Origin of the sequence: Pelosinus baikalensis, assembly GCF_020819555.1 — a bacterium.
GTDB classification, from domain to species: domain Bacteria; phylum Bacillota; class Negativicutes; order DSM-13327; family DSM-13327; genus Pelosinus; species Pelosinus baikalensis.
Genome location: NZ_JAJHJB010000003.1, coordinates 191598 through 216242, shown reverse-complemented (window position 1 = coordinate 216242; position 24645 = coordinate 191598). Strand labels below are relative to the sequence as shown.

The 24645-nt window shown below is 36.5% G+C and carries 29 protein-coding genes; 27 read left to right on the top strand and 2 right to left on the bottom strand.

Going from position 1 to position 24645, the window contains the following annotated elements:
• Positions 1 to 41 precede the first annotated feature (41 nt).
• Both LMF89_RS04110 and LMF89_RS04105 read left to right on the top strand, forming a co-directional pair.
• Complete coding sequence (locus tag LMF89_RS04110; protein WP_229533992.1) at positions 42 to 428, top strand: CFI-box-CTERM domain-containing protein; 387 nt, start codon at positions 42 to 44, stop codon at positions 426 to 428.
• A 2-nt stretch (positions 429 to 430) separates the two neighbouring features.
• A complete protein-coding gene (locus tag LMF89_RS04105; RefSeq protein ID WP_229533991.1) occupies positions 431 to 889 on the top strand; it encodes a CRISPR-associated protein Cas4 in 459 nt (152 codons plus the stop codon).
• A 71-nt stretch (positions 890 to 960) separates the two neighbouring features.
• Here LMF89_RS04105 and LMF89_RS04100 read toward each other — a convergent pair whose 3' ends face one another.
• Entirely contained in the window at positions 961 to 1416 is a 456-nt protein-coding gene (locus LMF89_RS04100; RefSeq protein ID WP_229533990.1) for a helix-turn-helix domain-containing protein, read from the bottom strand.
• On the opposite strand from LMF89_RS04100, the gene LMF89_RS04095 reads away from it, so the two are divergent.
• The 22 genes from LMF89_RS04095 (at position 1407) to LMF89_RS03990 (ending at position 21202) form a co-directional block, all read left to right on the top strand.
• A complete protein-coding gene (locus LMF89_RS04095) occupies positions 1407 to 1892 on the top strand; it encodes a magnesium chelatase subunit ChlI family protein (protein ID WP_229533989.1) in 486 nt (161 codons plus the stop codon). The two genes, LMF89_RS04100 and LMF89_RS04095, sit on opposite strands and share 10 nt — an antisense overlap.
• A 46-nt stretch (positions 1893 to 1938) precedes the next feature.
• The gene (locus tag LMF89_RS04090; protein ID WP_229533988.1) at positions 1939 to 2475 is read left to right on the top strand and encodes a YqeG family HAD IIIA-type phosphatase; all 537 of its coding nucleotides are present in this window, start codon (positions 1939 to 1941) and stop codon (positions 2473 to 2475) included.
• A gap of 15 nt (positions 2476 to 2490) precedes the next feature.
• Complete coding sequence (locus LMF89_RS04085) at positions 2491 to 3336, top strand: shikimate dehydrogenase (RefSeq protein ID WP_229533987.1); 846 nt, start codon at positions 2491 to 2493, stop codon at positions 3334 to 3336.
• Positions 3337 to 3530: 194 nt separating this feature from the next.
• Positions 3531 to 4088, top strand: coding sequence for a pilus assembly protein PilP (locus tag LMF89_RS04080; RefSeq protein WP_229533986.1), 558 nt, complete (start codon positions 3531 to 3533; stop codon positions 4086 to 4088).
• Positions 4088 to 5311, top strand: coding sequence for a type II secretion system protein GspD (locus LMF89_RS04075; RefSeq protein ID WP_229533985.1), 1224 nt, complete (start codon positions 4088 to 4090; stop codon positions 5309 to 5311). The genes LMF89_RS04080 and LMF89_RS04075 overlap by 1 nt, the downstream gene beginning before the upstream one ends.
• A gap of 231 nt (positions 5312 to 5542) precedes the next feature.
• On the top strand, positions 5543 to 7084 hold the full coding sequence (locus LMF89_RS04070) for a GspE/PulE family protein (protein ID WP_229533984.1): 1542 nt from the start codon (positions 5543 to 5545) through the stop codon (positions 7082 to 7084).
• A complete protein-coding gene (locus tag LMF89_RS04065; protein WP_229533983.1) occupies positions 7084 to 8133 on the top strand; it encodes a type IV pilus twitching motility protein PilT in 1050 nt (349 codons plus the stop codon). Before LMF89_RS04070 ends, LMF89_RS04065 begins: the two co-directional genes overlap by 1 nt.
• 25 nt (positions 8134 to 8158) lie before the next feature.
• Positions 8159 to 9379 (top strand): type II secretion system F family protein, encoded by a 1221-nt coding sequence (locus LMF89_RS04060; protein WP_229533982.1) that lies wholly within the window; start codon positions 8159 to 8161, stop codon positions 9377 to 9379.
• 49 nt (positions 9380 to 9428) lie between these two features.
• The gene (locus tag LMF89_RS04055; RefSeq protein WP_229533981.1) at positions 9429 to 9827 is read left to right on the top strand and encodes a type II secretion system protein; all 399 of its coding nucleotides are present in this window, start codon (positions 9429 to 9431) and stop codon (positions 9825 to 9827) included.
• Positions 9828 to 9891: 64 nt separating this feature from the next.
• Entirely contained in the window at positions 9892 to 10635 is a 744-nt protein-coding gene (locus tag LMF89_RS04050) for a prepilin peptidase (RefSeq protein ID WP_229533980.1), read from the top strand.
• A gap of 9 nt (positions 10636 to 10644) precedes the next feature.
• Positions 10645 to 11106 carry a prepilin-type N-terminal cleavage/methylation domain-containing protein gene (locus LMF89_RS04045; protein ID WP_229533979.1) on the top strand — a complete coding sequence of 154 codons (462 nt, stop codon included), beginning with the start codon at positions 10645 to 10647 and terminating at the stop codon, positions 11104 to 11106.
• Between the two features lie 10 nt (positions 11107 to 11116).
• The gene (locus LMF89_RS04040; RefSeq protein ID WP_229533978.1) at positions 11117 to 11521 is read left to right on the top strand and encodes a hypothetical protein; all 405 of its coding nucleotides are present in this window, start codon (positions 11117 to 11119) and stop codon (positions 11519 to 11521) included.
• Positions 11522 to 11548: 27 nt separating this feature from the next.
• Entirely contained in the window at positions 11549 to 12058 is a 510-nt protein-coding gene (locus LMF89_RS04035; RefSeq protein WP_229533977.1) for a PilW family protein, read from the top strand.
• An 18-nt stretch (positions 12059 to 12076) separates the two neighbouring features.
• Positions 12077 to 12529 carry a pilus assembly PilX N-terminal domain-containing protein gene (locus LMF89_RS04030; protein ID WP_007956611.1) on the top strand — a complete coding sequence of 151 codons (453 nt, stop codon included), beginning with the start codon at positions 12077 to 12079 and terminating at the stop codon, positions 12527 to 12529.
• 14 nt (positions 12530 to 12543) lie between these two features.
• The gene (locus tag LMF89_RS04025; RefSeq protein ID WP_229534019.1) at positions 12544 to 12807 is read left to right on the top strand and encodes a late competence development ComFB family protein; all 264 of its coding nucleotides are present in this window, start codon (positions 12544 to 12546) and stop codon (positions 12805 to 12807) included.
• Positions 12808 to 12824: 17 nt separating this feature from the next.
• Complete coding sequence (gene pilM, locus LMF89_RS04020; protein ID WP_229533976.1) at positions 12825 to 13892, top strand: type IV pilus assembly protein PilM; 1068 nt, start codon at positions 12825 to 12827, stop codon at positions 13890 to 13892.
• Positions 13889 to 14425 carry a PilN domain-containing protein gene (locus LMF89_RS04015; RefSeq protein WP_007956608.1) on the top strand — a complete coding sequence of 179 codons (537 nt, stop codon included), beginning with the start codon at positions 13889 to 13891 and terminating at the stop codon, positions 14423 to 14425. The genes pilM and LMF89_RS04015 overlap by 4 nt, the downstream gene beginning before the upstream one ends.
• Positions 14422 to 15006 (top strand): type IV pilus inner membrane component PilO, encoded by a 585-nt coding sequence (locus LMF89_RS04010; protein WP_229533975.1) that lies wholly within the window; start codon positions 14422 to 14424, stop codon positions 15004 to 15006. Before LMF89_RS04015 ends, LMF89_RS04010 begins: the two co-directional genes overlap by 4 nt.
• 272 nt (positions 15007 to 15278) lie before the next feature.
• Positions 15279 to 15809 carry a shikimate kinase gene (locus LMF89_RS04005; protein WP_007956605.1) on the top strand — a complete coding sequence of 177 codons (531 nt, stop codon included), beginning with the start codon at positions 15279 to 15281 and terminating at the stop codon, positions 15807 to 15809.
• Positions 15796 to 16896, top strand: coding sequence for a 3-dehydroquinate synthase (aroB, locus tag LMF89_RS04000; protein ID WP_229533974.1), 1101 nt, complete (start codon positions 15796 to 15798; stop codon positions 16894 to 16896). Before LMF89_RS04005 ends, aroB begins: the two co-directional genes overlap by 14 nt.
• Before the next feature lie 67 nt (positions 16897 to 16963).
• The gene (locus tag LMF89_RS03995) at positions 16964 to 18094 is read left to right on the top strand and encodes an efflux RND transporter periplasmic adaptor subunit (RefSeq protein WP_229533973.1); all 1131 of its coding nucleotides are present in this window, start codon (positions 16964 to 16966) and stop codon (positions 18092 to 18094) included.
• On the top strand, positions 18095 to 21202 hold the full coding sequence (locus tag LMF89_RS03990; RefSeq protein ID WP_229533972.1) for an efflux RND transporter permease subunit: 3108 nt from the start codon (positions 18095 to 18097) through the stop codon (positions 21200 to 21202).
• Positions 21203 to 21444: 242 nt separating this feature from the next.
• On the opposite strand, the gene rpmB is transcribed toward LMF89_RS03990, so the two are convergent.
• Positions 21445 to 21636 (bottom strand): 50S ribosomal protein L28, encoded by a 192-nt coding sequence (gene rpmB / locus LMF89_RS03985; RefSeq protein ID WP_007934404.1) that lies wholly within the window; start codon positions 21634 to 21636, stop codon positions 21445 to 21447.
• A gap of 190 nt (positions 21637 to 21826) precedes the next feature.
• Between rpmB and LMF89_RS03980 the strand changes: the two genes are divergently transcribed.
• From LMF89_RS03980 to LMF89_RS03970, 3 genes are all read left to right on the top strand, one after another.
• Entirely contained in the window at positions 21827 to 22024 is a 198-nt protein-coding gene (locus LMF89_RS03980) for a DUF1858 domain-containing protein (RefSeq protein ID WP_229533971.1), read from the top strand.
• Positions 22025 to 22101: 77 nt separating this feature from the next.
• On the top strand, positions 22102 to 24150 hold the full coding sequence (gene recG, locus LMF89_RS03975) for an ATP-dependent DNA helicase RecG (RefSeq protein WP_255710921.1): 2049 nt from the start codon (positions 22102 to 22104) through the stop codon (positions 24148 to 24150).
• A gap of 177 nt (positions 24151 to 24327) precedes the next feature.
• Complete coding sequence (locus LMF89_RS03970; RefSeq protein ID WP_229533969.1) at positions 24328 to 24546, top strand: hypothetical protein; 219 nt, start codon at positions 24328 to 24330, stop codon at positions 24544 to 24546.
• The last annotated feature ends 99 nt before the right edge of the window (positions 24547 to 24645 follow it).

The window sequence follows — 24645 nt, the reverse complement described above, 5'->3', positions numbered from 1 at the left end:
ATGCTATATAATAGGACATACTATTTTCTCGGAGGTCCCAAATGCGTCAAACTAATGTTACAGAACTCGCCAAGATGGGGAAATGCGAACGTCAAGTCTACCTTGACCACCATCATGGCGAAGATACATCACTTACTGCAAAATTCATCAAACGAGGTAACCGAGAGCACGAACAATTTAATCGCCAGCTTTCGGGTAAAGATAAACGCTGCTTTATTGCAACAGCAGTCTTTGGTATTGATGCCATAGAAACGAATATTTTGTGTCAATTTAGGGATATGCATCTAATACCTTACAGCCTTGGACGAATGATTATTTCATTATATTATAATATATCGCCACACATAGTTATCGTAATTGAAAAGTACCCTGTATTGAAGATTCCAATCCGTGCAGCATTACGCTGGTTTATTAGATCCTGGAGGTAGACATGTCATTCCTTATATTAGTTGCAGTTATTATTCTTTATTGGTGGCTGTGCTCAAGACGAAAACCCAAGTTATCACCATATATGTTAGAGCAATCCTTGCAAATAAATGTTCCGATACCTTTGTGCGGTAAGCCGGATGTAGTATGGGAAACTCGTGATGGTACTTTGATAGTTGGAGATTACAAAAGTCGTGAGAAGCAGCAAGTATATGAATCTGAGGTTATTCAGCTATCCGTATATAAGTTATTGGTTGAAAGAACACAAAAAAGGCCTGTTGCTGATTATGGTTTTATTCATTTTAAAAATAGAAATATGAAAAAGGTATGTTTAATGAAGGAAAAAGAAATTATTGCTTTGTATTATCGATATTGGAATGTGATAGGAGGTGAGGTGGTCGCTTATGCTGCTAATAATAAAAACTACTGTAGATATTGTTCGCACAAACATGAGTGTAACTAAAATGAATCCCCTGATAAGTTTGGACTTACCAAGGGATTAGTTTTATACTATAGCGTAAAGGAAAAACAATCTCAATCAAGAATTTTACAGTATAACAAAACCTTCTCTTTAATAATTTGACTAGGTTCTTTCTTCTTCCAATTAAAAATAATACGTTCATGTATTCCAAGCTCTTCAGCCATTTCGACTTTAGTATGTCCATGATAGCAGCGAGCCTTTTCTACCTTCTCAAAAAAGGTTTCCTCTGGCATATTTTCAAAGCAACCTAGAAACCATACTGGCTGTTCAAGTTTAGTGGCCAACTTACGTAACGTTTTCATCGCTGCCGTACCGGTAGTTTTTCCTTCTAGCTGGCTTAGATGAACTGCATCAATCCCAACCTTCGCAGCAAGAGTCTTGATTAGCCAACCTTTTTGTATTCGTGCCCATCTAATACGCTTATTGGAGGTGTTACCAATTGTCATTTCTATATTCTGATCGACTTTTCCATTAAATACTGCATTATCTAGGTTGTGATGTGTACGCATGTCCGTGTGGATTCTTAGGAGACAATAAAAAAGATTGTACTTGTAGTACAGGCGATATTAAACGTTACCGCAAGAAAATATCTGGACCTTTATTAGATCGAATGGATATACATGTGCATGTGCCACGTTTAGAATATAGTGAAATGACTACTAGCATACCAACGGAGTCTTCCAGTGACATTCGCCAGCGAGTGACTGCCGCAAGGGCTATACAATATTCTCGCTTGCAGAAATACAATATATTTTGTAATGCCCAAATGGGCCATAGACATGTAAAAACAACTTGTCATATGACTCACAATGCACAAGTTATGCTAAAACAAGCGTTTGAAGCAATGAACCTTAGCGCTCGAGGCTATGATCGTATATTAAAAGTAGCACGTACCATTGCTGATTTGGCTAATTCGGAACAGATTAGTGATATTCACGTCGCAGAAGCGATTCATTTTCGAAATAATATTCAAGAATTTTCTTAGCTAATTAATAAAGAGAATACTCATTTTTATCTGGAGGTAAAAATTTTTGTATAACCTTTTATGTCCTCATATGATCTTAAATTCTTTACATGATCTTGAGTACCACCAATTAAAAGAACTAGGAATTGAGGGAATTATTTTTGATTTAGATAATACGATTATTCCCTGGGATCAGCAGCAGATGTCACCTGAGATTATTGAATGGGTAAATGCTTTGCTAAAGGAAGGGTTTAAAATTTGTTTGTTATCCAACAATATGGGTAAGAGAGTAAAAGATATAGCTGAAATTTTTAACGTTCCTTTTGTCTCTAGAGCCTATAAGCCAGCAAAATCAGGATTTCGTCATGCAATAGCAGCTATGGAATTGTCTCAGGATCAGGTAGCGGTGATCGGTGACCAATTATTTACAGACATACTTGGTGGTAATCGTATTGGTTTAATTACGATTTGGGTTCGTCCATTAAGTGCACAAGAATTTATTGGTACTAAAATTACCCGGCGCTTGGAACGATTAGCTGTACGAGTTTTAAAGGCAAAAGGATTTATAAGTAAAAGCGCGATTATTAAAAATAATAATTATTGAAATGGAGCTAGTACAATGATTACGAGTAAAACCCAAAAAATAGGTATATTAGGATGGCCCCTGGGACATTCCTTATCACCTATAATGCATAATGCAGCTTTTAAATCCCTTCACCTTGATTATGTATATATTCCACTGCCTGTTCATCCGGAGAATTTAGCTCAAGCCGTTGCAGGTTTAAAAGCAATGGAATTTACGGGTGTAAATGTTACCATACCTCATAAGGTGGAGATAATGTCCTATCTTGATGAAATTGATTTCAGTGCCCAGCTAGTTGGGGCTGTAAATACAGTTGTAATAAAAGACGGTAAATCGATTGGATATAATACAGATGCTCAAGGGTTTGTCCAATCAATACTTTCAAATGGTATTAAAATTACTGAACAAACAGCGGTCATACTAGGAGCTGGCGGGGCTGCGAGGGCCGTTGCATGTGGTCTTTTTCAACATGGGATAAAAAAAATTATAATTGGAGCAAGAAATCTTGAAAAAGCGCAGCAATTCGTAAAACTCTTCTCAACAAATGTAGATATACAAGCTTATGATTGGGAGGATTTCGGTTTTCAAAATTTGTTGCAAGAATGCGATATTCTGATAAATAGTACTCCAATTGGTATGCCAGTTCATGATACAGAAGTGTTGCCTATACCTTGGGAGATCTTAAATCCAGAGGCTGCTGTTTGCGATTTAATCTATAATCCATCCAAGACTCAACTGTTACTTTCTGCTAAAAAACACGGTCATATAGCTATAAATGGTTTGGGAATGCTAATTGAACAAGGTGCCTTGGCTTTTGAACTTTGGACAGGTGAGCAAGGTCCCCGACAAATTATGTCTAACGCATTAACAGAATATCTGTAAGTATTGCTTTTTATTAATCATTAAACTCACTAAAGCAAGAAGCTCCCAAATTAGTAGAATATACTTAATTAGGACATTGAGGCTTAGGTCCTAGGATCTGAGCCTTTTGTTGTGCCATATAAATTGGGCATGTAAATTTTCCAGGAATATTATTGCAGTTGCTTTATAATCAATGGATTAGGAGTGGGGAAACTTTGGAGAAATTAAAGCAATTAAAAAAAATTACTGCAAACCAGCGCCTAATGGTAATATTTGTAATTGGGGCGACAGCCATAATTGCAACAATTTTTTTTATGCCTTCAAAGATCCAGGTTACTCCTAGTGTTGTTAATAAGACTACCACACCCATTGTTAGAAATACGGATAAAGTAGTTATGTCAGTTGGACATCAACATAATGGTCAATTGAAACGTGATCCTTTTGCCCCTCCTTCTATCGTCGCGGATAATTTTGAAACGCAGAAAGAAAATATATCTCCTACAAAATCTAACAATGAATCTGTGATAGCCGCAAATCCAATTACTCTCCTTAAACCAAAAGAGAAGATAAGACTTACTGGAATTATCAATACAGATAATCAGCACGTTGCAGTTATACAATCGGATAATAAAAGCAAGGCTTATCAGCTAAATGAATTTATTGGTACCTATCAACTTATTTCAATACAAGAAGATTCTATTATTCTTAAAGGTGGTAATAGTCAAATATTCCTGTCGTTAGAGCCAGCGAGAAAAGGGGAGGGCACTAAATAATGAAATATAGGACATATCTCTGCGTAATGATATTGTTACTGTCAATCACAATCTGCAGTATTGCTATGGCAGATCCGCAAAGTATTGATCTTAGTTTCGTGGATGAAGATGTGCGGGTAATATTACATACACTTGCTATTATTAGCAATGTTGATATCATTATTGATGACTCGATAAAAGGTAATATTACGATGAAACTTAAGAGTACAACTTTTGAGAATGCCCTAATTCTAATAACGTCAGCTAAGGGGTTATCCTATCGAAAAATAGGTGAGTCCTTTATTATAGAACCTGCGGATATGGGGACAACAGAGATATATAAGTTGCGTTATATTCGTGCTGTTGATATAAAAAAAACATTGGAACCTATTATGAATAGTCTTAAATTAAAAGCTGAAATTGATGAGATATCAAATAGTTTGATATTTAGTGGTTCGCCTACAGGTTGTGCTCACATTAAAATATTATTAACAGATCTTGATATTCCGCAGCAGCAAGTGACTATCGAGGCTAAAGTTGTGGCTATTAACAAAGCGAAGACAGAAGAGCTAGGGATTGATTGGTCATGGGACGTTACACCTCAATATGCAGAATATAGTGCAGCACAAGTCAATATTGCAAATGGTGTAACGACAATTGAGCCAGGTAAAGTTACGCGTGATACTGGAAAAGGGATTATTCAATTTGGTCGTAATCCTGAAGGCTATCCTTATGAATTTTACTATCAAGCAAAAATTAATGCCCTCATTAGTAATGGCAATGCTAAAATCTTAGCTAGTCCTAAAGTAACTACCATTAATGGAAATGAAGCTCGGATTTTAATTGGTGATCATATTCCAGTACTTACTGAGAGAATGGAAGACGGGAAAACGACTACTACAGTAGAATATATTGATACGGGCATAAAACTTACCTATACCCCTACGATTACTGCTGATGGAACTATTACAGCAAAAGTACATACAGAGGTTAGTACTCCTAGCTTAGTAACGGATATTAAGAACTACCGTATTACTACCCGTGAGGTAGAAAGTACGGTCTGCATGAAAGATGGTGAGACGATGGTGATTGGTGGTCTCATTGGGAGTGAAGAATCTAAAACAAATAATAACATACCTTTCTTAAGCCAACTACCATTAATTGGTACGCTATTTAAAAGTGTACATAATTCAAAAGTAGAAACGGAAGTAATCATTTTTTTGACAGCAAAACTAGTTAAATGACAAAGAAAGCAGAAAATAGATTGTAATTTGATGTTTTATAATATGTTTAGCAGGAACTTATTGTAAAATGTAGAAGAATAAGTATTAAAATAGATGTGAAAACATTCGCAATAATATTGGGAAACTTGATCCTGGATTGAGTAGTGCAATTGGCTAGCAATATGCATTTACAATTTTAATAAATGTATTTGAAGTTTAGTTGCTTTTCTTTATAAGAGGCGGTGTAAAAGCATGAAATGTGAAGTCTTAAGAACTCGATTAGGTATACCCCAGATTGATTTGTCAAGTATCTGCGTTAAACCAGAGCTAGCAGAACTGATTCCAGCGACATTAGCGGAGCGGCATCAAGTGATTCCGGTAAAAGTTGCTGGTAATAAGATTATTTTAGCAATGACTGATCCAACAAATTTTTATGCGATTGATGATATTCGTATGGTTTCAGGTTTTGATGTAGAGCCTGTTATTGCTGCAGAAAAAGATATATTACGAGCTATCAGAGAATGCTACGGTGTACAAGACTTAGTTGAAAAGGCCATTAATAAAATGCGCCCAGAAGATATAAGGCTAACAGCAAAGCTCCAGACAGCAGATGATGCTCCAATCATTGGATTAGTTAATTCTCTTATGGATCAAGCAATTAAAGATATGGCTAGTGATATACATATTGAACCTCAAGATACAACATTGCGTGTCCGTTTTCGCATTGATGGTATGCTACGAGAGATCGGCAGCTTTCCCCGCGAGATTCACCCCGCGATTGTTGCTCGAATTAAGATTATTAGTGATATGGATATTGCAGAAAAACGCATACCGCAAGATGGGCGAATTAAAATTAAAGTAGCAGAGAGTGATATTGATATTCGAGTGTCTACCTTGCCTACTATTATGGGTGAAAAAGTGGTTATGCGTTTGTTAGATCAACAGACGGTTATTTTGGATATTAATAAACTTGGTTTTTCTACTGAAAATAGTAAAAATTATCACAAGATATATTCTCAATCTTATGGCATGGTGCTAGTCACTGGTCCTACAGGTTCTGGTAAAACGACTACTTTATACTCTACATTGAATCAAGTGAATTCGCCAAGTCAGAATATCATCACTTTAGAAGATCCTGTAGAGTATCGTTTAGGAGGAGTCAATCAGGTACAAGTTCACCCAAAAGCAGGCTTAACTTTTGCCAGTGGACTTCGGTCTGCATTGCGGCAAGACCCGAATGTCTTATTAGTGGGAGAGATACGAGATAGTGAAACTGCTGATATTGCCATTAGAGCGGCTTTAACTGGTCATCTTGTCTTTAGCACTTTGCATACAAATGATGCGGCAGGAACAATTACTCGTTTACTTGATATGGATGTTGAACCTTTTCTAGTGGCTTCATCAGTTCTAGGGGTGGTTGCACAACGACTCGTCAGAACACTTTGTCCCAAGTGTCGAGAAAGTTACATACCTTCTACTGATGCCTTAGAACGTTTATTTTTAGGTGTTGAACCTGACGTACCTATTAGATTGCATCAAGGAGCCGGGTGCGCTCATTGTAATCATACAGGCTATCAAGGTCGTATGGCAATTCATGAAGTCATGCCCATAACTTCTCAAATTAGAGAGGCTATTAACCGTAGAGCTTCTAGTGATGAAATTTGTAATATTGCTATTGCACAAGGCATGATAACCATGCGTCAGGATGGTATTGAAAAAGCACGTACTGGTTTGACAGATGTAAAAGAAATTATGCGTGTAGCATATGCTGAAGCTAGTGGAGGACAATTGTGATGGATCAGCTATTGGGTCAAGCTGTACATAGCCGAGCATCTGACTTGCACATTACAGTAGGCGCACCACCCATATTCAGAATTGATGGTCAACTTGTACCTACTAATCATCAGCTACTAAACGTAAAAAATACAGAAAGATTGTTTAAAGCCATTACAACGCCGGAGCAACAGCAATATTTTAATGAGCATGGTGAAATTGACTTTTCCTTTGCAGTTCCCGGCCTTAGCCGTTTTCGAGTCAATGCTTTTCACCAACGTGGTTCAGTGGCTATTGTGATTCGCGTTATAGATGAAAATATACCTACATTAGAAGAGCTGGGACATCCTAGTGTTATAAGAACTCTTGCATGTCAGGCTAGAGGTTTAGTTCTAGTTACCGGTCCCACAGGTAGTGGTAAATCAACAACTTTGGCGGCAATGATTAATCTGATTAACCAGGAACGATTCTGTCATATTCTTACACTAGAAGATCCTATTGAATTTTTACATAAGCATAACAAGTCAATTGTCAATCAGCGGGAAATCAATACTGATACCAAATCGTTTACTGTTGCTCTCAGAGCTGCTTTAAGAGAAGATCCTGATGTTATTTTGGTAGGAGAAATGCGTGATTCGGAAACCATTGCTACAGCCATTACGGCAGCAGAAACAGGGCACTTAGTCTTTGCTACTTTACATACTGGCAGTGCTGTTCAAACCATAGATCGCATTATTGATGCTTTTCCTTCACATCAACAGCAGCAAATTCGTATACAGCTGTCCGTTACCCTGCAGGGAATTATTGCTCAGCAGTTATTACCTCGAATGGATCAGATTGGCAGAGTAGCTGCTTTAGAAATCCTGGTAGCTACTCCTGCAGTGCGTAATATGATTCGTGAAGGAAAGACCCATCAACTGACTTCCTTCATTCAAACAGGCGCAAAGTTTGGTATGCAAACGATGGACATTGCTTTACGGGATTTATATCGTCGTGGAATCATCTCGTATGGTGAAGCTATAATGCGCGTCATAGATGAAGAGAACTTCGCTCGTTTCGCCAATAATTAAACAAATGGAAAGTAGGAGAGCATAAATGGCGAAAATTTTTGGATATAGAGCTAAAGACCGTAATGGACAAGTACTAATCGGTAGTATTTTGGCTGAAAGCGAATCGGCAGTGGCAGCTCATATCCGAGAAAAAGGCTATTTTATTACTCAGATTAAGGAAGAAGGTGGTGCAAGTTTATATAATAACCTTATTGATCACTTAAGAAGTAGCAGTTTAAAAGAGATTTCGATTCTTTGTCGTTTATTTGCCACTATGATCGATGCAGGTTTACCGTTAATAGCTTCTCTTGATGTTCTCATTGCACAAACAAATAATCTACGAATGAAAAAAGCGTTACAAAATGTCTATAAAAAAGTCAAGGAAGGAGAAACATTATCCCGTTCTTTAGGTGATTATCCTTCCATATTTCCTATTCTTATGGTTAATATGGTAGAAGTTGGAGAAGTGGGCGGGTTACTAGATGATGTACTCAATCGTTTAGCCAATCACTTTGAAAAAGAACATAAATTGAATGAGAAGATTAAATCAGCTCTGACCTATCCGGCAGTAGTCAGTGTTATGGCAAGTGTATCTGTTATTTTTATTGTAACCTTTGTTTTACCGACTTTTGTACAAATGTTTGATAATTTAAAAATGGAGTTACCATTACTTACACGCATATTACTGGCGACTAGTAATACTCTGCATAATTATGCTCTATTTTTGATCGCTTTTATTGTAGTGGGAACATATGGGATAAAGGTTGCATATCAACGAGAATCATCCAGAAAAATGATTGATAAGTTGATACTAAAAATTCCTGTAGTTGGCATGTTATCTCGTAAAATTGGTATTGCCCGCTTCAGCCGTACCTTAAGCACTTTGCTTCATGGTGGTGTGCCGATTATAACTGCCTTAGACGTTGTGAAAAAGACTACCGGCAATCTTAGTATGATGGAAGTTTTAGAACAAGCACAAGCTGGTATCAAAGAAGGGATGGCGCTAGCATCTACTTTAGCACAAAGCAAAGTGTTTACTCCTATGGTCATTCAGATGATTTCCATCGGTGAAGAAAGTGGTGCATTGGACAAGATGCTCGAAAAGATCGCCGATTTCTATGAAAGTGATGTAGATGATGTAGTTGGTCGTTTAAGCAGTATTATTGAACCTGTTATTATTGGGACTTTAGGAGTAGTCATTGGCTTGATTGTGATATCCATTATGATACCGATATTTGATATTATAACGAATCCTGGGAACCTATAACTGCTTATGATGGACTTTAGTAGAATATAAGCATAAAAGAGGTAATTATATGTTTATCAAATTAAAGAAGAAAACGAGAGCTCAAAAGGGATTTACATTAATCGAATTGATGGTTGTAATTGCTATTATTGGAGTTTTGACAGCTATCGCGATGCCGAAACTTACTGCTTCAACTGCGGCGGCAAGAGATGGAAGGCTCAAAGCTGATCTTCGCACGGTTGATAGTGCTCTTATATTGTATCGTGCAAATAATAATATGTATCCAGCTACTAAAGCAGATATAGTAACTTACATTAATGTGTGGCCTAAAGATGCACAAGCTATCGCTGCTGATTTGATTTATACGAAAGGGAGTGGTGATGATTATAAATTAACTGGTGTATCCTCAAATGGTACAACAAGAAAATCCCCTGGCAGCTCAGATTATACTTCCACTGATATATGGTAACAAATCATAAATAACCGCTATATGTTATCTTCTTGGTTCGATTCAGATATAAGGGAGAAATACAGTGTTTATAATAGTAATCTTCCTAGGTCTTCTTATTGGCAGCTTTCTCAATGTTTGCATCTACCGTTTACCACAAAATCAATCCATTATCTTTCCGCCGTCCCACTGCAGCACTTGCGGTACACATCTTAAGACATGGGATTTAATCCCAGTAATTAGTTATCTGTTATTACGAGGTAGCTGCCGATATTGCAAAGTTACGTTTTCCTCACGCTATCTTTTAGTAGAGATAGTAACGGCTATTTTATTTGTCTTGTGTTTTCAAATACATGGATTATCTTTTCTGTTTATTAAAGCCATTGTATTTACAGCCTTTTTACTTATCATTACGTTCATTGACTACGATCACCAGCTGATATTAGATAAAGTTCTCCTATGGTTCTCTGGAACTGGTATTGTTATAAATTTTTGGACGAATAGTTTGGACTTTTGGGATATGCTGCTAGCTAGTTTACTTGGGAGTGGATTGCTACTTCTAATTGCACTTGTCAGTCGTGGTGGAATGGGAGATGGTGATATCAAGTTTGCTGCAGCTCTTGGTATGTGGCTAAGCTGGAAATGTTTATTACTTGCGTTACTACTATCCTTTGTATGTGGTGGAATAGGTGGTTTGCTGTTAGTGCTTTTCAAATTAAAAAGCCGTAAAGATTTTATTCCCTTTGGCCCTTTTATAGCTCTTAGTGCCTTTGCTATTATGTTATATGGCAGTGAAATAATTATTTGGTATATAGAAAAGCTATATTGAGGTGGACATATGCAACGAGGTGTTACCTTAATTGAACTTCTAGTATGTATTGCTATCCTTAGTATTTTTGCGAGTGTGACAATACCAACCCTGGGACAATCATTAGAGAAACAAGAGCTAGAGAGTACATCTTGTCAATTGGCAGCTGATATTCGCTGGCTGCAACAAATTTCAATTAACGCTGGGGTAGATACAACTGCGTATGCAATGTTCTTTTATAATACTACACCTTATGGCTATTACGTTACTGCAAATACTACCAGAATAAAGAATGTTATATTTCCAGAATCGGTGACTCTTTCCGGCAGCCATTCTTACATTTCATTTGCACAGAGTGGAGCACCGAAAACTGGCGCACAAACCATTTCTATACGGAGTAAGAAATTAAAACGATGGAAATATGTTATCCTTGCACCGATTACTGGACGTGTCCGTATAAGCGATTTTATAAATACACAACCTGAAGAATAGAAGGTAATCTATGATGTCAAGGCTGAAGGGAAATCAAGGTTTTGTTTTAGCTGATGTAACGCTGGGACTTTTTATTATTAGTGTCGCGTTACTTTGTATTTCTATGTTGTTTACCCAAGCATTACAATTGGAAGAAATCGCAGGGGATTATACACTAGCCACGAATGTAGCACAGAAACAATTAGAGTTATTAAAAAATAAGTCTCCAGTATATTGGGCAGAGTTGCAGTTACCTTGCACAATACCTTGGGAAGATGAGAGGTTTCCTCCTCCGGCAGACTACGAGCTGACAACCTATGCTGTGCCATCCACGCGCGGTAGTCATCTTGTGCAAGTAACAGTAATTGTTACTTGGCAAGAACGACAAAAAGATTATAGTATCCAGCTTGTGACTTTATATTCCAAGATGAACTAAAGTCGTTCTTATATTGAAGGTGAATCAATGAAGAGAAAATACTTTGTAGCGCAACATGGACTGACTTTAATAGAACTGGTAATTGGTATGGCTTTAATACTATGTTTGCTTTCTGGTATCGTAGGTTTATTTTCCGGTTCTTTAAAAGTTTGGGTATTTGGTAAGCAGCAAAGTCATCTCAATCAAACAGCGCGCATTGCGATGGATTCTATTGTTAAGGAAATACGATATGCTCAACAAATTACCTTAAAGAATACTTCATCTTTAGTAGTAACAAAGGTAAACGGAGAAATTAGAACCTTACAATTAGGCGAAGGACTTCATTCCAAAACATTATATGTTATTATAGATAAGACAAAGACAATTCCTCCTGGTGGTATTTCTAGCAGTCCAATAACAGAAAATCTTGTGACAAACCTGCAGTTTCTTCAGCGTGGAAATAGCAAGGCTGTACTGGTAACTTTAGAAGTCACTAATGAGAGTACTGGGGAAAGAAAGTTGCTTCGGACAGCCTGTTATCCTTTAAATTTACAGTGACCCATTATGGGAAAGGGGATGTTTACCTTGCTATATATCGTGAGAAATGAGCGTGGTTTGGCTGCCGTACTAGCGCTGATTGCTATGATGTTATTAGGGATAATGGGGATTGGTCTTATGGTATTAAGTAAAATAGACATAGAAATAGCAGCGAATCATCGTGATGGTGTTGCTGCACAGTATGTAGCTGAAGGAGGAATACAATGGGCAATTGTTCAGCTTAAGACAGATCCAGATTTTGTTATTGAAACTAAAGCTCAAAAAAATGTAACAACGTATGTTATTGATGAAAATGGATCTACTTTTGCCAGTTGTACTGTTACAACCACAGTCAAACCAACAACGACTGATGAGAATCTAAGAGTGGTCACATCCATCGGGAGTGTTAACAAGGCAAAGCGCCAAATAAGCACGCAAATACGATTGCCGGCAGGAAAAGAAGATCCGCTTGAGGTTATTTGGGATGATTAAGGAAAGTGGCTACTATGGAAATTAAAAATTATATGGAAAAATTAGTAATGGAAAAACTGGATATCGTTATAAAGGCCAATCGTACAACGTGTAATTGTGAGCGCTGTCGATATGACATCGCTGCATTAGCCCTAAATTCTCTGCCTACACGTTGTGTTGCAACATCTTCAGGTACAACATATTCTAAAATAGATTCATTGGATCAACAGTTTCATGTTGATATCGTTTCTGCTATTACTCAAGCAATTAAAATTGTAAAGAAATCTCCTCATCATTAAGAAAATAGGTGATTTTCATGTGGAAGAGAATCCAAAAGTTCTTATTAAAAGGAATGCGGGATGTAGTTGGAATTGATATAGGAACAGGTGCTATTAAAATTGTAGAAATTTCTTGGAACAAGGATCAACCTGTACTAAAAAGTTTAGGTATCGAAATGTTGCCTCCTAAAATTATTGAAGATGGACAAGTTTTTAATAGTAAAGGATTAACCGATATCCTTATTCAATTGCTTGCAAAGACTCATATATCAAGCAAACATGCCATTATAGCTGTTGGCGGTCGCGGGATGCTTGCTCGCGAATTGATCCTTCCAGTAATGACAAAAGAAGAGTTGCAGGAAGCCATTAAATGGGAGCTGGAAAAATATATCCCTTATCCACCCAACAGTTTTTATTTTGATTTTTCAATAATGGGTAAAGGTGATATTGAATCAGAAATAAAGGTATTATTAGTGGCAGCACCTCATGAATTTATTAATACGATTACCAGCATTGTCAAAAATGTAGGTCTTATACCAGTCGCTATCGATGTGGAGCCCTTGGCTTTATATCGTACTTTTACTGACGCAGAAAATGCTATGATTATTGACATTGGTGAACTATTATCTCAAATTACCGTATTTCAAAAAGGTATCCCTGTCATCATTCGTAATATTCCTTTAGGCGGTCAACGCATGACTGAAGTTATAATGCAAATACAGAGAATTTCATCTTATGAAGCAGAGCAATTAAAGAAAAAGCATATCGATTTATTTAGTTTTGACTCTTCCAAAGAGCGTAATGAAACAAAGCAACAATTAGAATTATTCTTCGATGAATTTCTCAGAGATGTACGACGAACTGTTGAATACTATCAACTGCAAAATAAAATGATGTCTATTGATAAAATCTATCTCACTGGTGGCGGATCTCAAATAAAGAATTTGGCCTCCTATTTGAGTAAACCACTAGATCTACCTGTTTTTATGCATGATCCATTCGTTAAATTAAAAATCCCAAAGTCCTTTGATAAATCGTATCTGCAAAAAATAGCCCCTCAATTGGGTGTCGCAATTGGCTTGTCCTTACGTGGAGGTGGAAAGTGAATCCTATCAATCTCTTACCTTTTGTTGAACGCCAACCTAAATGGTCAATTGATAAGTTGATTTTCATCTTTAGTATTTTATTGGTATTAATCTATAGTAGTATATATACGTATAATGTATGTAAGATTTTGAGAATAGAAAAAGAACTGCAAGCAACTCGTAACCAATATGAATTATTGCAACCAACATTGGAGATCATGCAAAAGAGCAATGATAAGCTGCAATTAATTGACACAAAAAATAAAATTGCAGCACTTTTAACGAATGAACGTCAACCTTTGTATACTTTGATTCAACGCATCGTAGCGATAATGCCGCAGCAACTGTGGTTTACTAATCTGAGTAAATCTGAAAAAGGTCTATTAGAAATGAAAGGAGCAGCAACAACCTATTCTGTTGTTGCTGAATTTATAGAAAATATGGAAAAGGATCCTTTCTTCCTTGATCCGACTTTGGTCAAAGTTGAAATTGATACAGCTGCATCGCTTCTTATATTTGAAATAACAGTAAAACCTAAGGGGATGCAACAATGATTTCTTTGTCATGGAATAAGATGGCGGTTAAGCATAAACTATCTTTAGTGACTGTGGGTATGATAGCAGTAAATTGGTTAGTTTATTCGTCCTTATTGTTGCCTCAATGGGATAGTATTGATCAATTAACAATCCGATTTTACACAGAGCGTCAACAGGTAAAAATCATTGAAGATTTCCTGCTCATTCATCCTAATCCAGAACAATACATACTTGAATTAGATCAAAAATTAATGCAGATTGATAGAATTCTTCCTGACAACCCTGAGAGTAGTTCTTTTCTAGTGCAAGTTGAAGAACTTTCAAAAGAATGCGGTATACAACTTAATTATCTGAAACCAACTAAAATTATGAATAAAGACGGTTATCGAGAATATGAGATAGAACTATCTCTAATTGGTGGTTTTATAGAATCTATGCAATTTATAAATAAATTTGAAAATAAATCTCGTTTTACTAATGTGACTACGATTGTCATGCTACCTAATAAAAATAGCTTAGAAACTAAATTATCAGCAAAGATTTATAGTTTCGGTGTACCTTTTTTAACTAACAAAAATAGTAAAACTACTGATAAATAAAAAAAATTACAATTAACTTTAGATATTTACAATTATATAGTAAAATATTATATAATAAGCCTTGAAAAGTAGTACATGCGGTGCTGTTATTAATAGCGAAATGGGAAGAAGCGCAACATTAATAACCGTACTGCATGTTTATTTTTTAGTATTTTAATGAGGTGAGTCCAGATGGCTGACGTGATTCCCATAGTTAAACCCTCTAAACGTAGTTTCACTGATTTACATGCTACAGTAGATGTATATTGCCAAAGAGCTTCTCGGTAATAGCCATGAAAAATATTGTATTGATAGGCTTTATGGGAACTGGGAAAACAACCGTTGGCAGATTGTTGGCTAATCGTTTGGGGCGACCATTTTTTGATAGTGATAAAAAAATTGAATATGAAAATAATCTCAGTATTCGTGAAATCTTTGAAGTATATGGCGAACTCTATTTTCGACAACAAGAAAAAATGATTATTGCCAAATTGTCTCGTTATAATAACGCTGTAATTGCAACAGGCGGTGGTGTAGTATTATCCCTTGAAAATATGAACAATTTAAAACGGAACGGTGTTATCATCACTCTCACTGCTTCTGTTGAAACCATCTTAGAGCGAACAAGTCGACGCAATACGCGTCCATTATTAGATGATTTTGATCAGCGTGAGAAAATCGTAAATAAATTACTTAAAGAAAGAGCCGAACTATACTATAATGCAGACTATAGTATCAATACCAATAGTAAATCACTACAACAGGTTATTAACGAAATTATGTTTTTTTTACGACAAGGAGGTTACTTACGTGGTAAACGTTAAAGTTAATTTAGAGAAGAGAAGTTATAATATTCATATTGATGTCTCCACTAGTAATTTAATCGGTAACTTTATGCAGACTATGAAAGTAAATAAAAAAATACTAGTGATTTCTGATACTGCTGTTGGGAATCTATATGGCATTCAAATGGTAGAGCTACTAATAAAAGATGGCTTTATTGCAGAGTTATATTGTGTGCCGCCTGGAGAGCATTCTAAAAACCTAGATGTGGCAATGGAGTTGTATACAAAAGCAATTACCTTAGAACTTGACCGTAATTGTGCCATTGTTGCATTAGGTGGTGGCGTAATTGGTGATTTATCGGGTTTTGTAGCAGCTACATATTTAAGAGGCGTACCTTTTATACAAATACCAACCTCATTATTAGCTCAAGTAGATTCCAGTGTGGGCGGGAAGGTTGCTGTTAATCATCCTATGGGAAAAAATTTAATTGGTGCTTTTTATCAGCCTCGCATGGTACTGATCGATATTAATTTTTTAAGTACATTGCCAAACCGTGAGCTATATACTGGTTTAGCAGAGGTTATAAAATACGGTATGATTGCTGATAAAAAGTTCTTTACCTATCTTTGTGATCATTCTCGGCAGATTTTAGATAAAAGACCTGATGTATTAACCGAAATTGTGCGTAGATCATGTGAGATTAAGGCGTGGGTGGTAGAGCAAGATGAATGTGAGAGTTCGATACGGGCTATTCTAAATTTTGGACATACCATTGGTCATGCAATTGAGGCTGATACTAATTTTAGTGTATATAATCATGGTGAAGCAGTTGCTATTGGTATGTATGGAGCAGCACTTATTAGTAATCACCTAGGTATGTGCAGTAAAGCAACGGTTGATGTTCTAAAGCATATTCTGCTGCAATTCAATTTACCAGTATATGCACCCGAATGTGGGATTGAGGACTTATTTAAACTGTTATATAGAGATAAAAAGGTGCTAGATAATAAAATTACGTGGGTTTTACTCAATGATATTGGCGAGGTAAATTTATGTAATCAAGTGCCAGAGAATATTGTAAAACTGGCATTAGCAGAAATCACTCAGTCAAATACTCTATCTTAGATATAAATATATTCTTACAAATCGAATGAAGCATAGGAATGTGCAAATTTCATGGAGGTTTAGAGTAGTGAATGCAAGTAAGAAAAAAAGTATTATTCTGATAGGTTTCGTTGTACTCGCGCTATTCGGTGTGATTTCCTATCGTATTTATGACAATATTTTAGCCAATAAAGAGCGTGCTGCAAAATTATCTCAAGGGCGTGGTATAGCGGTGGAGATTGATGTGGTTAGTAGGCGCGATATTATTCCTATGCTAAGTTTTTCTGCTAATCTCGAACCATTGTGGAATGCAGATATTTCTCCCAAAGTCGATGGTAGAATTGATAAATTATATGTTAATGAAGGAGATGTTGTAACTGCCGGTATGGTTATTGGCACTCTAGATACCAATGAATTATCGGCCCAAGTCATGCAAGCAGAAGGTAATTTATTATCTAGTCAAGCAAGTTTAGAACAAGCCGAGCTAGATTTATCCCGCGCTCAAGAGCTTGCTAAGCAGGGGGCAGTGGCAGCGCAAGCATTAGATAGTGCCCGGACAAAAAGAGATTTAACGCTGGGACAAGTTCGCTCTGCGCAAGGAAATTTAGTATTGCTTCAAGCTAGATTGGATAATGCAAATATTATTGCACCACGCGGCGGCATTATTATAAAAAGATACTTACAGGCTGGCTCATATGTGAAAGCTGGCTCTCAAGTCATAAGCATAGCTGATGTTTCATCCCTATTAGGAAAAGCCACAATTGGTGAATCACAGCTTAATGAAATCACCATAGGTTTACCAGTAATAATCAAAGTCAACGCTTTACAAGATCAAGAATTTTCGGGTGTCATTACGCGCATTTCTCCTGCCGCCACATTGCCTGCACGAACATTTACTGCTGAAATCACTATTCCAAATAACGGGATATTAAAATCAGGCATGTTTAGTAAAATCATAATTCCAGGATCGATACATAAAAATGCTTTGGTCGTGCCTGAGCGTGCATTAGTAATGCGTGAAGATCAAAAAACAATTTATGTCCTTACTGCAGAAAACAAAGTACAGCAACGCATGTTAAAATTAGGGTATGTTGGTGAAGGCTGGGCTGAGGTTTTGGAAGGTTTAGCTGATGGTGAATGTATCGTCATTGACGGGCAAAATAAATTGAAAGATGGCTCTACGGTGAATGCTTCTAGTGGTAAAGAGGGTGAGAAATAAATGATTGGCACTTTTATTAAAAGACCTGTATTTACCACTATGATCGTTATGCTGCTTGTAGTGTTTGGGTTAGGTGCTTATCCATCTTTAGGTATTGATTTAAATCCTGATGTTGAATATCCCATTGTCAATGTCACCATTACCTATACTGGTGCATCACCAGAGGAAATAGAAAGTCTAATAACCAAGCCCATTGAAGATGCTGTTAGTTCTGTTTCTGGAATAAAATCTTTATCTTCTGTTTCCCGGGAGGGTGCTTCTCAAGTTACATTAGAATTTGAATTTGGTACAAATCCGAAATTAGCTGCCAATGAAGTCAGAGAAAAAGTAGCAGGAGTACGGAAGAGACTTCCTGATCAAATTGATGAGCCAGTGGTACAACGTTTTGATATTACAGCACAATCAATTGTATATTTTAGTTTAGCATCTGATACACGCAGCCGTGGAGAAATTCGTAAACTTGCCATTGATGTTGTTAAAGATGAATTACAACGAATGGATGGAGTTGCTCAAGTTGATGTTTTTGGCGCAACAGATCGTGAAATTCAAATTTATATTGATCCTAAAAAAATAGAATCCTATAACATATCATTTCAGCAAATACGCGATGCGATTAATGATCAAAATCTAAATACACCTGGTGGTAAGGTAAATGAAAAAGGTACTGAGCTAACAGTACGTACCATGGGAAAATATAAAAGTATTGATGATATCAAAAATACCATTGTAGCAAATCAGCAGGGGCGCCTGATTCCCTTAAAAGATGTTGTTACGATTGAAGATGGTTGGGCAGAAGAACGTGTATACGCACGTACAAACGGTACGCCAAGTGTAATTATTGCTGTGCAGAAACAGTCAGGTACGAATACTGTAGATGTCGCAGAGCGAGTAATAAAAAGTATGGAGCATATAAAGACTAATTTACTGCCGCCCGACATAAAAGTTTCGATCGTTCGTGATAGCTCAAAGTATATTCGAAGTAGTGTCGAAGATGTTATGGTCTCCTTAATTTTTGGCGGATTTTTAGCAGTTGTAATCACATTTTTGTTTTTACAAAATACTCGTGCGACATTAATAGGTGCCATTGCAATCCCTACATCGATTATTGCTACTTTCTTTGCGCTGAAAGTGATGGGGTTTACCCTAAATAATATGTCTCTCATGGGACTTAGTCTAGCAGTGGGTATTTTAATTGATGATGCCATTGTAGTTATTGAAAATATCTTTCGACATATGGAAGAAGGCTTGTCTCCTATGGATGCGGCTATGCTTGGTACCAATGAGATTTCTTTAGCAGTCGTAGCCACGACATTATCTATTTTAGCCGTATTTGTACCTGTGGGTAATATGGGCGAAATTATTGGTCAATTCTTTAAGCAATTTGGTATTACCGTAGCTTTTGCTGTAGCTTTCTCATTATTTGTGGCTTTTACCTTAACCCCGACATTAGCAGCTTATTGGCTGAAAAATAATCATGGAGAGAACCAAAAGCTACAAGGTAATTGGACTTGGCTACAAAAGATTCTTGATAAATGGGAAGAGGGATTCTTAACCTTGCGAGATAATTATAGATCCATTCTCCAATGGTCATTAAAACGTCCTAAAAAATTGGTTGCATTTGCGATATTATCCTTATTTCTTAATGCTCTTTTACTACCTTTTATTGGTGTCGAGTTTCAGCCTACCTATGATTCGGGTGAGTTTAATGTAATACTTACCGCTACTTCTGGTACATCAATGGATAAGATGAAAGAGTTAGTAGAACCAATAGAAAAGCAAGTACTAGCCATCCCTGAGCTTGAATCTGCCTTTGTTTTAATTGGTGCTAATCGACAAGTAAATAAAGTAAGTATTGGTGTGCGATTAATTGATAGTGATAAGCGCTCGCGGTCTATGTCTCAAATTATGGATCAACTTAGAGTTGCTTTTCGCAACGTAAAAAACCTGAAAGTTGCAGTACAATCCAGCCAAGGTTTAGGTAGAGGTGATTCGCGCCCAGTGCAGGTTGGTCTGAGAGGACCAGAGTTGGAAGTGCTAAATCGTAGCGCTTATGATCTAGCAGAAGCGATTAAGCAAATTCCAGGTACAACGGATGTAGATATTTCCAGCGATCAATCAGAACCAGAGGTCCAAATAAAATTAGATGCTATAAAAGCTGCTGATATTGGAATTGACAGTACCATTGCAGGGGATGTAATCCAAATCGCATTTTTAGGAAAGACGACTAAAAATCAATATAATGTTGCGGATAGTGATTATGATATTCGTGTGCAATTACAGCCTGCTAGTCGTTTAAGTATACAAGATGTTTCTAATTTAAGGATATCATCCAAAACAGGTACTTTTGTGCGGCTTGGCGATATTGCTGATGTAAAATTCTCTTCAGGTCCTACGCAAATTGACCGTGAATCTCGTCAGCGTCAGGTTATTGTTTATGCCAACACAGTAGGTGCATCAACAGGTGAGGTACTTAATAAAGTTAAAGAACTAATTCCTGATTTAAACTTGCCATTGGGTTATACTTATAAATTTGTTGGTCAAGCTCAAATGATGCAGGATTCTTTTAAAGAGATTGGCAAAGCATTACTATTAGCTGTCATTCTAATTTATATGGTATTAGCAGCAGAATTTGAGAGTTTTGTCCATCCCTTAACAATTATGCTTTCATTACCTTTTTCATTAGTTGGGGCAATCTTAGGTCTTTTAATTTCAGGAAAAACGATTAATATGATGTCTTTAATTGGTGTTATCATGTTAATGGGTCTTGTTACGAAAAATGCTATTTTATTAATTGATAACACCATACACTTACAAAAAAATGGTATGTCAATTATGGATGCTTTAGTTGAAGCTGGGGTTTTGAGATTAAGACCTATTCTTATGACCACCATGGCTATGATTTTTGGCATGATGCCTGTTGCATTGGGTCTAGGGGCAGGGGCAGAATTACGTTCATCAATGGGGGTTGTTTTAATTGGTGGATTAGTTACGTCTACATTTTTAACTCTCATTATTGTACCATTAGTATATTTTTTAATTGATGAAATACAGCAATCGTCCCAAGCACGTAAGTCTAAGTCAGATAAAGTTATAAACTCAAAAGCTTAATGCATTTTAAAAGGTATCGTTAAGTAAATTGAGGAACGTAAATCAAAGAGCATTTTATGCGCAGCATAAAGTGCCCTTTGATTTTTCTGATGCTCGCTTTCATACTTAAAAGCACCCCTATTAATACGAAATAAATCATATTGATAGGGGTGCTTTGCTTTTTTTACAGCTTGAAACTAAGAAGTGTCTAGTTTCAAGTTGATGTGCTTTAGTTATAATCTATAATGACTTTTACATTTAAATTAGATAGCACGTTGAACTTTTCCAGAACGTAAGCAACGAGTACAAGTGTTAACTCTTTTAGTTTCACCATTCACAACCGCTTTAACTCGTTGAATGTTAGGTTTCCAAGTGCGTTTCGTTTTTAAATGAGAGTGGCTGACATTAGAGCCAGTAGTTTGACTTTTACTGCAGATTTCACAAAGATTTGCCATGTATTCCACCTCCTTTGATGAGGGACAAGATATCCTCATTACCATAACATCAATATTTTAGCATAACCTACGTACTAAATGCAAGGCATAAGTAGAATTCTTTATCTTAAAATACTGTTGCAGGAGTTTTTATTATTAATATTGAAGTAAAAACGAATAATAAAAATGGTAGAGATAGGAGGCGTACAGAATGATTACGAAGGAGACATCAATAAATGAGTTGCTCCGATCTCATCCCTTGGTACGTGAAGTTTTTGCCAAACATGGTATGGGATGTATTGGATGCATGGGAGCAGCCACAGAAACAATTGAGAATGGTGCTAAGATGCACAATATTGATGTTGAGGCACTTTTGAAAGAATTAAATGAATTGTGCGATAGAAAATAGGCAAAGCAATTTTGCCTATTTTCTATTGCTTTGATTGCAGCTAATAATGCTTAGTACGATGTATGAAGGTGATAAGTTTGGAAAATTTCAGAAAAGATAATATACAATACATTAAAGGCGTGGGCCCTAAAAAAGCAAATTTATTGACGAAATTAGGGATTTTCACAATTGGAGATTTGTTAGAACATTATCCTCGACGTTATGAAGACCGTAGTCAGCTTAAGATGATAAATAACTTAACCGATGGACAAGTAGAGAACTTTAAAGCTAGAATGATGAATTGTGCAGAGAGTAAACCTCGCCGAGGTCTTCAGATAACTAAAATTACAGTAGGCGATTCTACAGGAACCGTTCAATTGGTGTGGTTTAATCAACCTCACCGAAAAAAGATATACAGACTTGGAGCAGATATTCTTGTTACAGGTAAGGTGAAAAAAATATATCAAGTGGAAATCCAAAATCCAGAGATTGAGATGATCACAGATGTGGATACGCTGGAAGCTGGTTATATTACACCTATATATGCTGCTAATGAAAGTATTACTCAAAGATTTTTGCGAAACCTAATACGTCAGATTTTAACGGAATATAATACGACAGCTGAAATACTGCCTCCTATCATAATAGATCAATTTTCATTATTAGATCGTAAGACTGCCTTTGAAAACATCCATTTCCCTCTGAATATGGATGTGCTAAAACAGGCGAGAAGAAGATTAGTATTTGAGGAGTTATATTTATTGCAATGTGGATTATTATATATCAAAAAACAAAACAGGAGTAATACTATTGGTATAAAACATGGACCAGACGGACGCCTCGTTAAACAAGTCAGAGAACAGTTACCATTTAGCCTCACAGAGGATCAGCAAAAAGTATTATTAGAGATTGCACTTGATATGGAAGATGCAAAACCTATGCAACGGTTGCTTCAAGGAGATGTGGGATCAGGTAAGACTGTGATTGCGGCATTGGCCTTAGCGAAAACGGTCGAAAATGGTTATCAAGGAGCTATGATGGTTCCTACGGAAATATTGGCTGAACAGCATTATACTACGTTATCAGATTTATTTTTACCATTAGGTATTCGAGTAAAAATACTGACTGGCAAGCTGCCAAAGCGCACTCATGAACAAGTTGTAGCAGAAATTAAGTCTGGTTTAGTGGATGTAGTGATAGGTACTCATGCATTAATTCAAGAATCTGTTGAATTTCAATATTTAGGTTTAGTAATTACAGATGAACAACATCGCTTTGGAGTTCGACAACGAGCAAAATTACAGGAAAAAGGCAATATGCCTGATGTCTTGGTTATGACAGCTACACCGATACCACGTACAATGGCTCTAACAGTGTATGGTGATCTTGATGTGTCTACTATAAAACAATTACCTCCTGGACGTAAAATAATAAAAACATATGTTCGGGGATCTGATAGGCGTCAGTTAGTATATGATTTTATTGAAAAGGAAGTCAATAGTGGACGCCAAGCGTATGTGGTTTGTCCTTTAGTAGAAGAATCGGAGAAAGTAAATGCTCAATCTGCTGTAGAGTTATATGATGAATTGCTGGAGACGGAGCTAGTGAATATTTCCTGTGGTTTAGTCCATGGAAGAATGAAGTCTGTTGAGAAGGACTTAGTAATGGATAGATTTTATCGTGGTGAGATAAAAGTCTTAGTAGCTACGACGGTAATTGAGGTTGGAGTAAATGTGACCAATGCTACAGTTATGATCATTGAGAATGCTGAACGTTTTGGTTTAGCCCAATTACATCAACTACGAGGACGAATTGGAAGAGGTGACCATCAGTCCTATTGTATTTTACTTTCTGATAATAAAAAACCAGAAACCCAAGAACGACTTTCAATTATAGCAAAGACGAACGATGGTTTTCTGCTAGCGGAAGAAGATTTGAAAATTCGTGGTCCAGGACAATTTTTTGGTATAAGGCAGCATGGTCTACCGGATTTTAAAATTGCAGATATTATAAATGATATAGATGTTTTTTTAGAGGCGCGTCAGGCAGCGGAAAAAACAGTAGCTAGACCTGAATCTTTTGACATGTTGCGTCCTGCTTTACAAGCACGATTTGGTAAGGAATTTAGTATGATATTTTCTAGTTGAATGCAAAAAAAAGACGACCATATGGCCGCCAATTATGGGAGAGGAGAAAATTTACATTATCATTGTGCCACACATAGATTCTTTTTATGCATAAAAGTTATAAAATATTTATAAAGTATTTTCTTGCATTTTGAGTACACACTATTATTAAAGATTAATAATAGAGGTGATGGTAATATGAAATCTACCTGTAGTGAACAGCAATTAAGAGGTATTGCCAGTGAATGTTTAGAATTTGAACATATTATTAATGCTATGGGATACGGATATTCATTACTAAATGTATCACCCAATGATTTTGTCAGGCGCTGTAGCGATTGTGTCAATTGGTTTGGTGGTGAATGCGTTATTTATCAGCATGAAAGTAAGAAGACTAACACTTTGTTAGAAAGTTAGTTTCGTTTGAATTTTAATTGTATTTACCAGAACGTAACCGTTCTAAAACTCCAGTTTGGGCAAGGGAGTCTTAGGGCGGTTTGGTCATTAGTTAACATT

Bases quoted from the DNA above. Each gene is read 5' to 3' on its own strand.
- LMF89_RS04105 (WP_229533991.1), top strand. From the start codon at position 431: ATGTCATTCCTTATATTAGTTGCAGTTATTATTCTTTATTGGTGGCTG.
- LMF89_RS04060 (WP_229533982.1), top strand. From the start codon at position 8,159: ATGGCGAAAATTTTTGGATATAGAGCTAAAGACCGTAATGGACAAGTA.
- LMF89_RS04035 (WP_229533977.1), top strand. From the start codon at position 11,549: ATGAAGAGAAAATACTTTGTAGCGCAACATGGACTGACTTTAATAGAA.
- LMF89_RS04045 (WP_229533979.1), top strand. From the start codon at position 10,645: ATGCAACGAGGTGTTACCTTAATTGAACTTCTAGTATGTATTGCTATC.
- LMF89_RS04110 (WP_229533992.1), top strand. From the start codon at position 42: ATGCGTCAAACTAATGTTACAGAACTCGCCAAGATGGGGAAATGCGAA.
- LMF89_RS04040 (WP_229533978.1), top strand. From the start codon at position 11,117: ATGATGTCAAGGCTGAAGGGAAATCAAGGTTTTGTTTTAGCTGATGTA.
- LMF89_RS04085 (WP_229533987.1), top strand. From the start codon at position 2,491: ATGATTACGAGTAAAACCCAAAAAATAGGTATATTAGGATGGCCCCTG.
- LMF89_RS04055 (WP_229533981.1), top strand. From the start codon at position 9,429: ATGTTTATCAAATTAAAGAAGAAAACGAGAGCTCAAAAGGGATTTACA.
- LMF89_RS04030 (WP_007956611.1), top strand. From the start codon at position 12,077: ATGTTTACCTTGCTATATATCGTGAGAAATGAGCGTGGTTTGGCTGCC.
- LMF89_RS04070 (WP_229533984.1), top strand. From the start codon at position 5,543: ATGAAATGTGAAGTCTTAAGAACTCGATTAGGTATACCCCAGATTGAT.
- LMF89_RS04100 (WP_229533990.1), bottom strand. From the start codon at position 1,416: ATGCGTACACATCACAACCTAGATAATGCAGTATTTAATGGAAAAGTC.
- LMF89_RS04005 (WP_007956605.1), top strand. From the start codon at position 15,279: ATGAAAAATATTGTATTGATAGGCTTTATGGGAACTGGGAAAACAACC.
- LMF89_RS04010 (WP_229533975.1), top strand. From the start codon at position 14,422: ATGATTTCTTTGTCATGGAATAAGATGGCGGTTAAGCATAAACTATCT.
- rpmB (WP_007934404.1), bottom strand. From the start codon at position 21,636: ATGGCAAATCTTTGTGAAATCTGCAGTAAAAGTCAAACTACTGGCTCT.
- LMF89_RS04065 (WP_229533983.1), top strand. From the start codon at position 7,084: ATGGATCAGCTATTGGGTCAAGCTGTACATAGCCGAGCATCTGACTTG.
- pilM (WP_229533976.1), top strand. From the start codon at position 12,825: ATGTGGAAGAGAATCCAAAAGTTCTTATTAAAAGGAATGCGGGATGTA.
- LMF89_RS03970 (WP_229533969.1), top strand. From the start codon at position 24,328: ATGAAATCTACCTGTAGTGAACAGCAATTAAGAGGTATTGCCAGTGAA.
- LMF89_RS04075 (WP_229533985.1), top strand. From the start codon at position 4,088: ATGAAATATAGGACATATCTCTGCGTAATGATATTGTTACTGTCAATC.
- LMF89_RS03980 (WP_229533971.1), top strand. From the start codon at position 21,827: ATGATTACGAAGGAGACATCAATAAATGAGTTGCTCCGATCTCATCCC.
- LMF89_RS03990 (WP_229533972.1), top strand. From the start codon at position 18,095: ATGATTGGCACTTTTATTAAAAGACCTGTATTTACCACTATGATCGTT.
- LMF89_RS04025 (WP_229534019.1), top strand. From the start codon at position 12,544: ATGGAAATTAAAAATTATATGGAAAAATTAGTAATGGAAAAACTGGAT.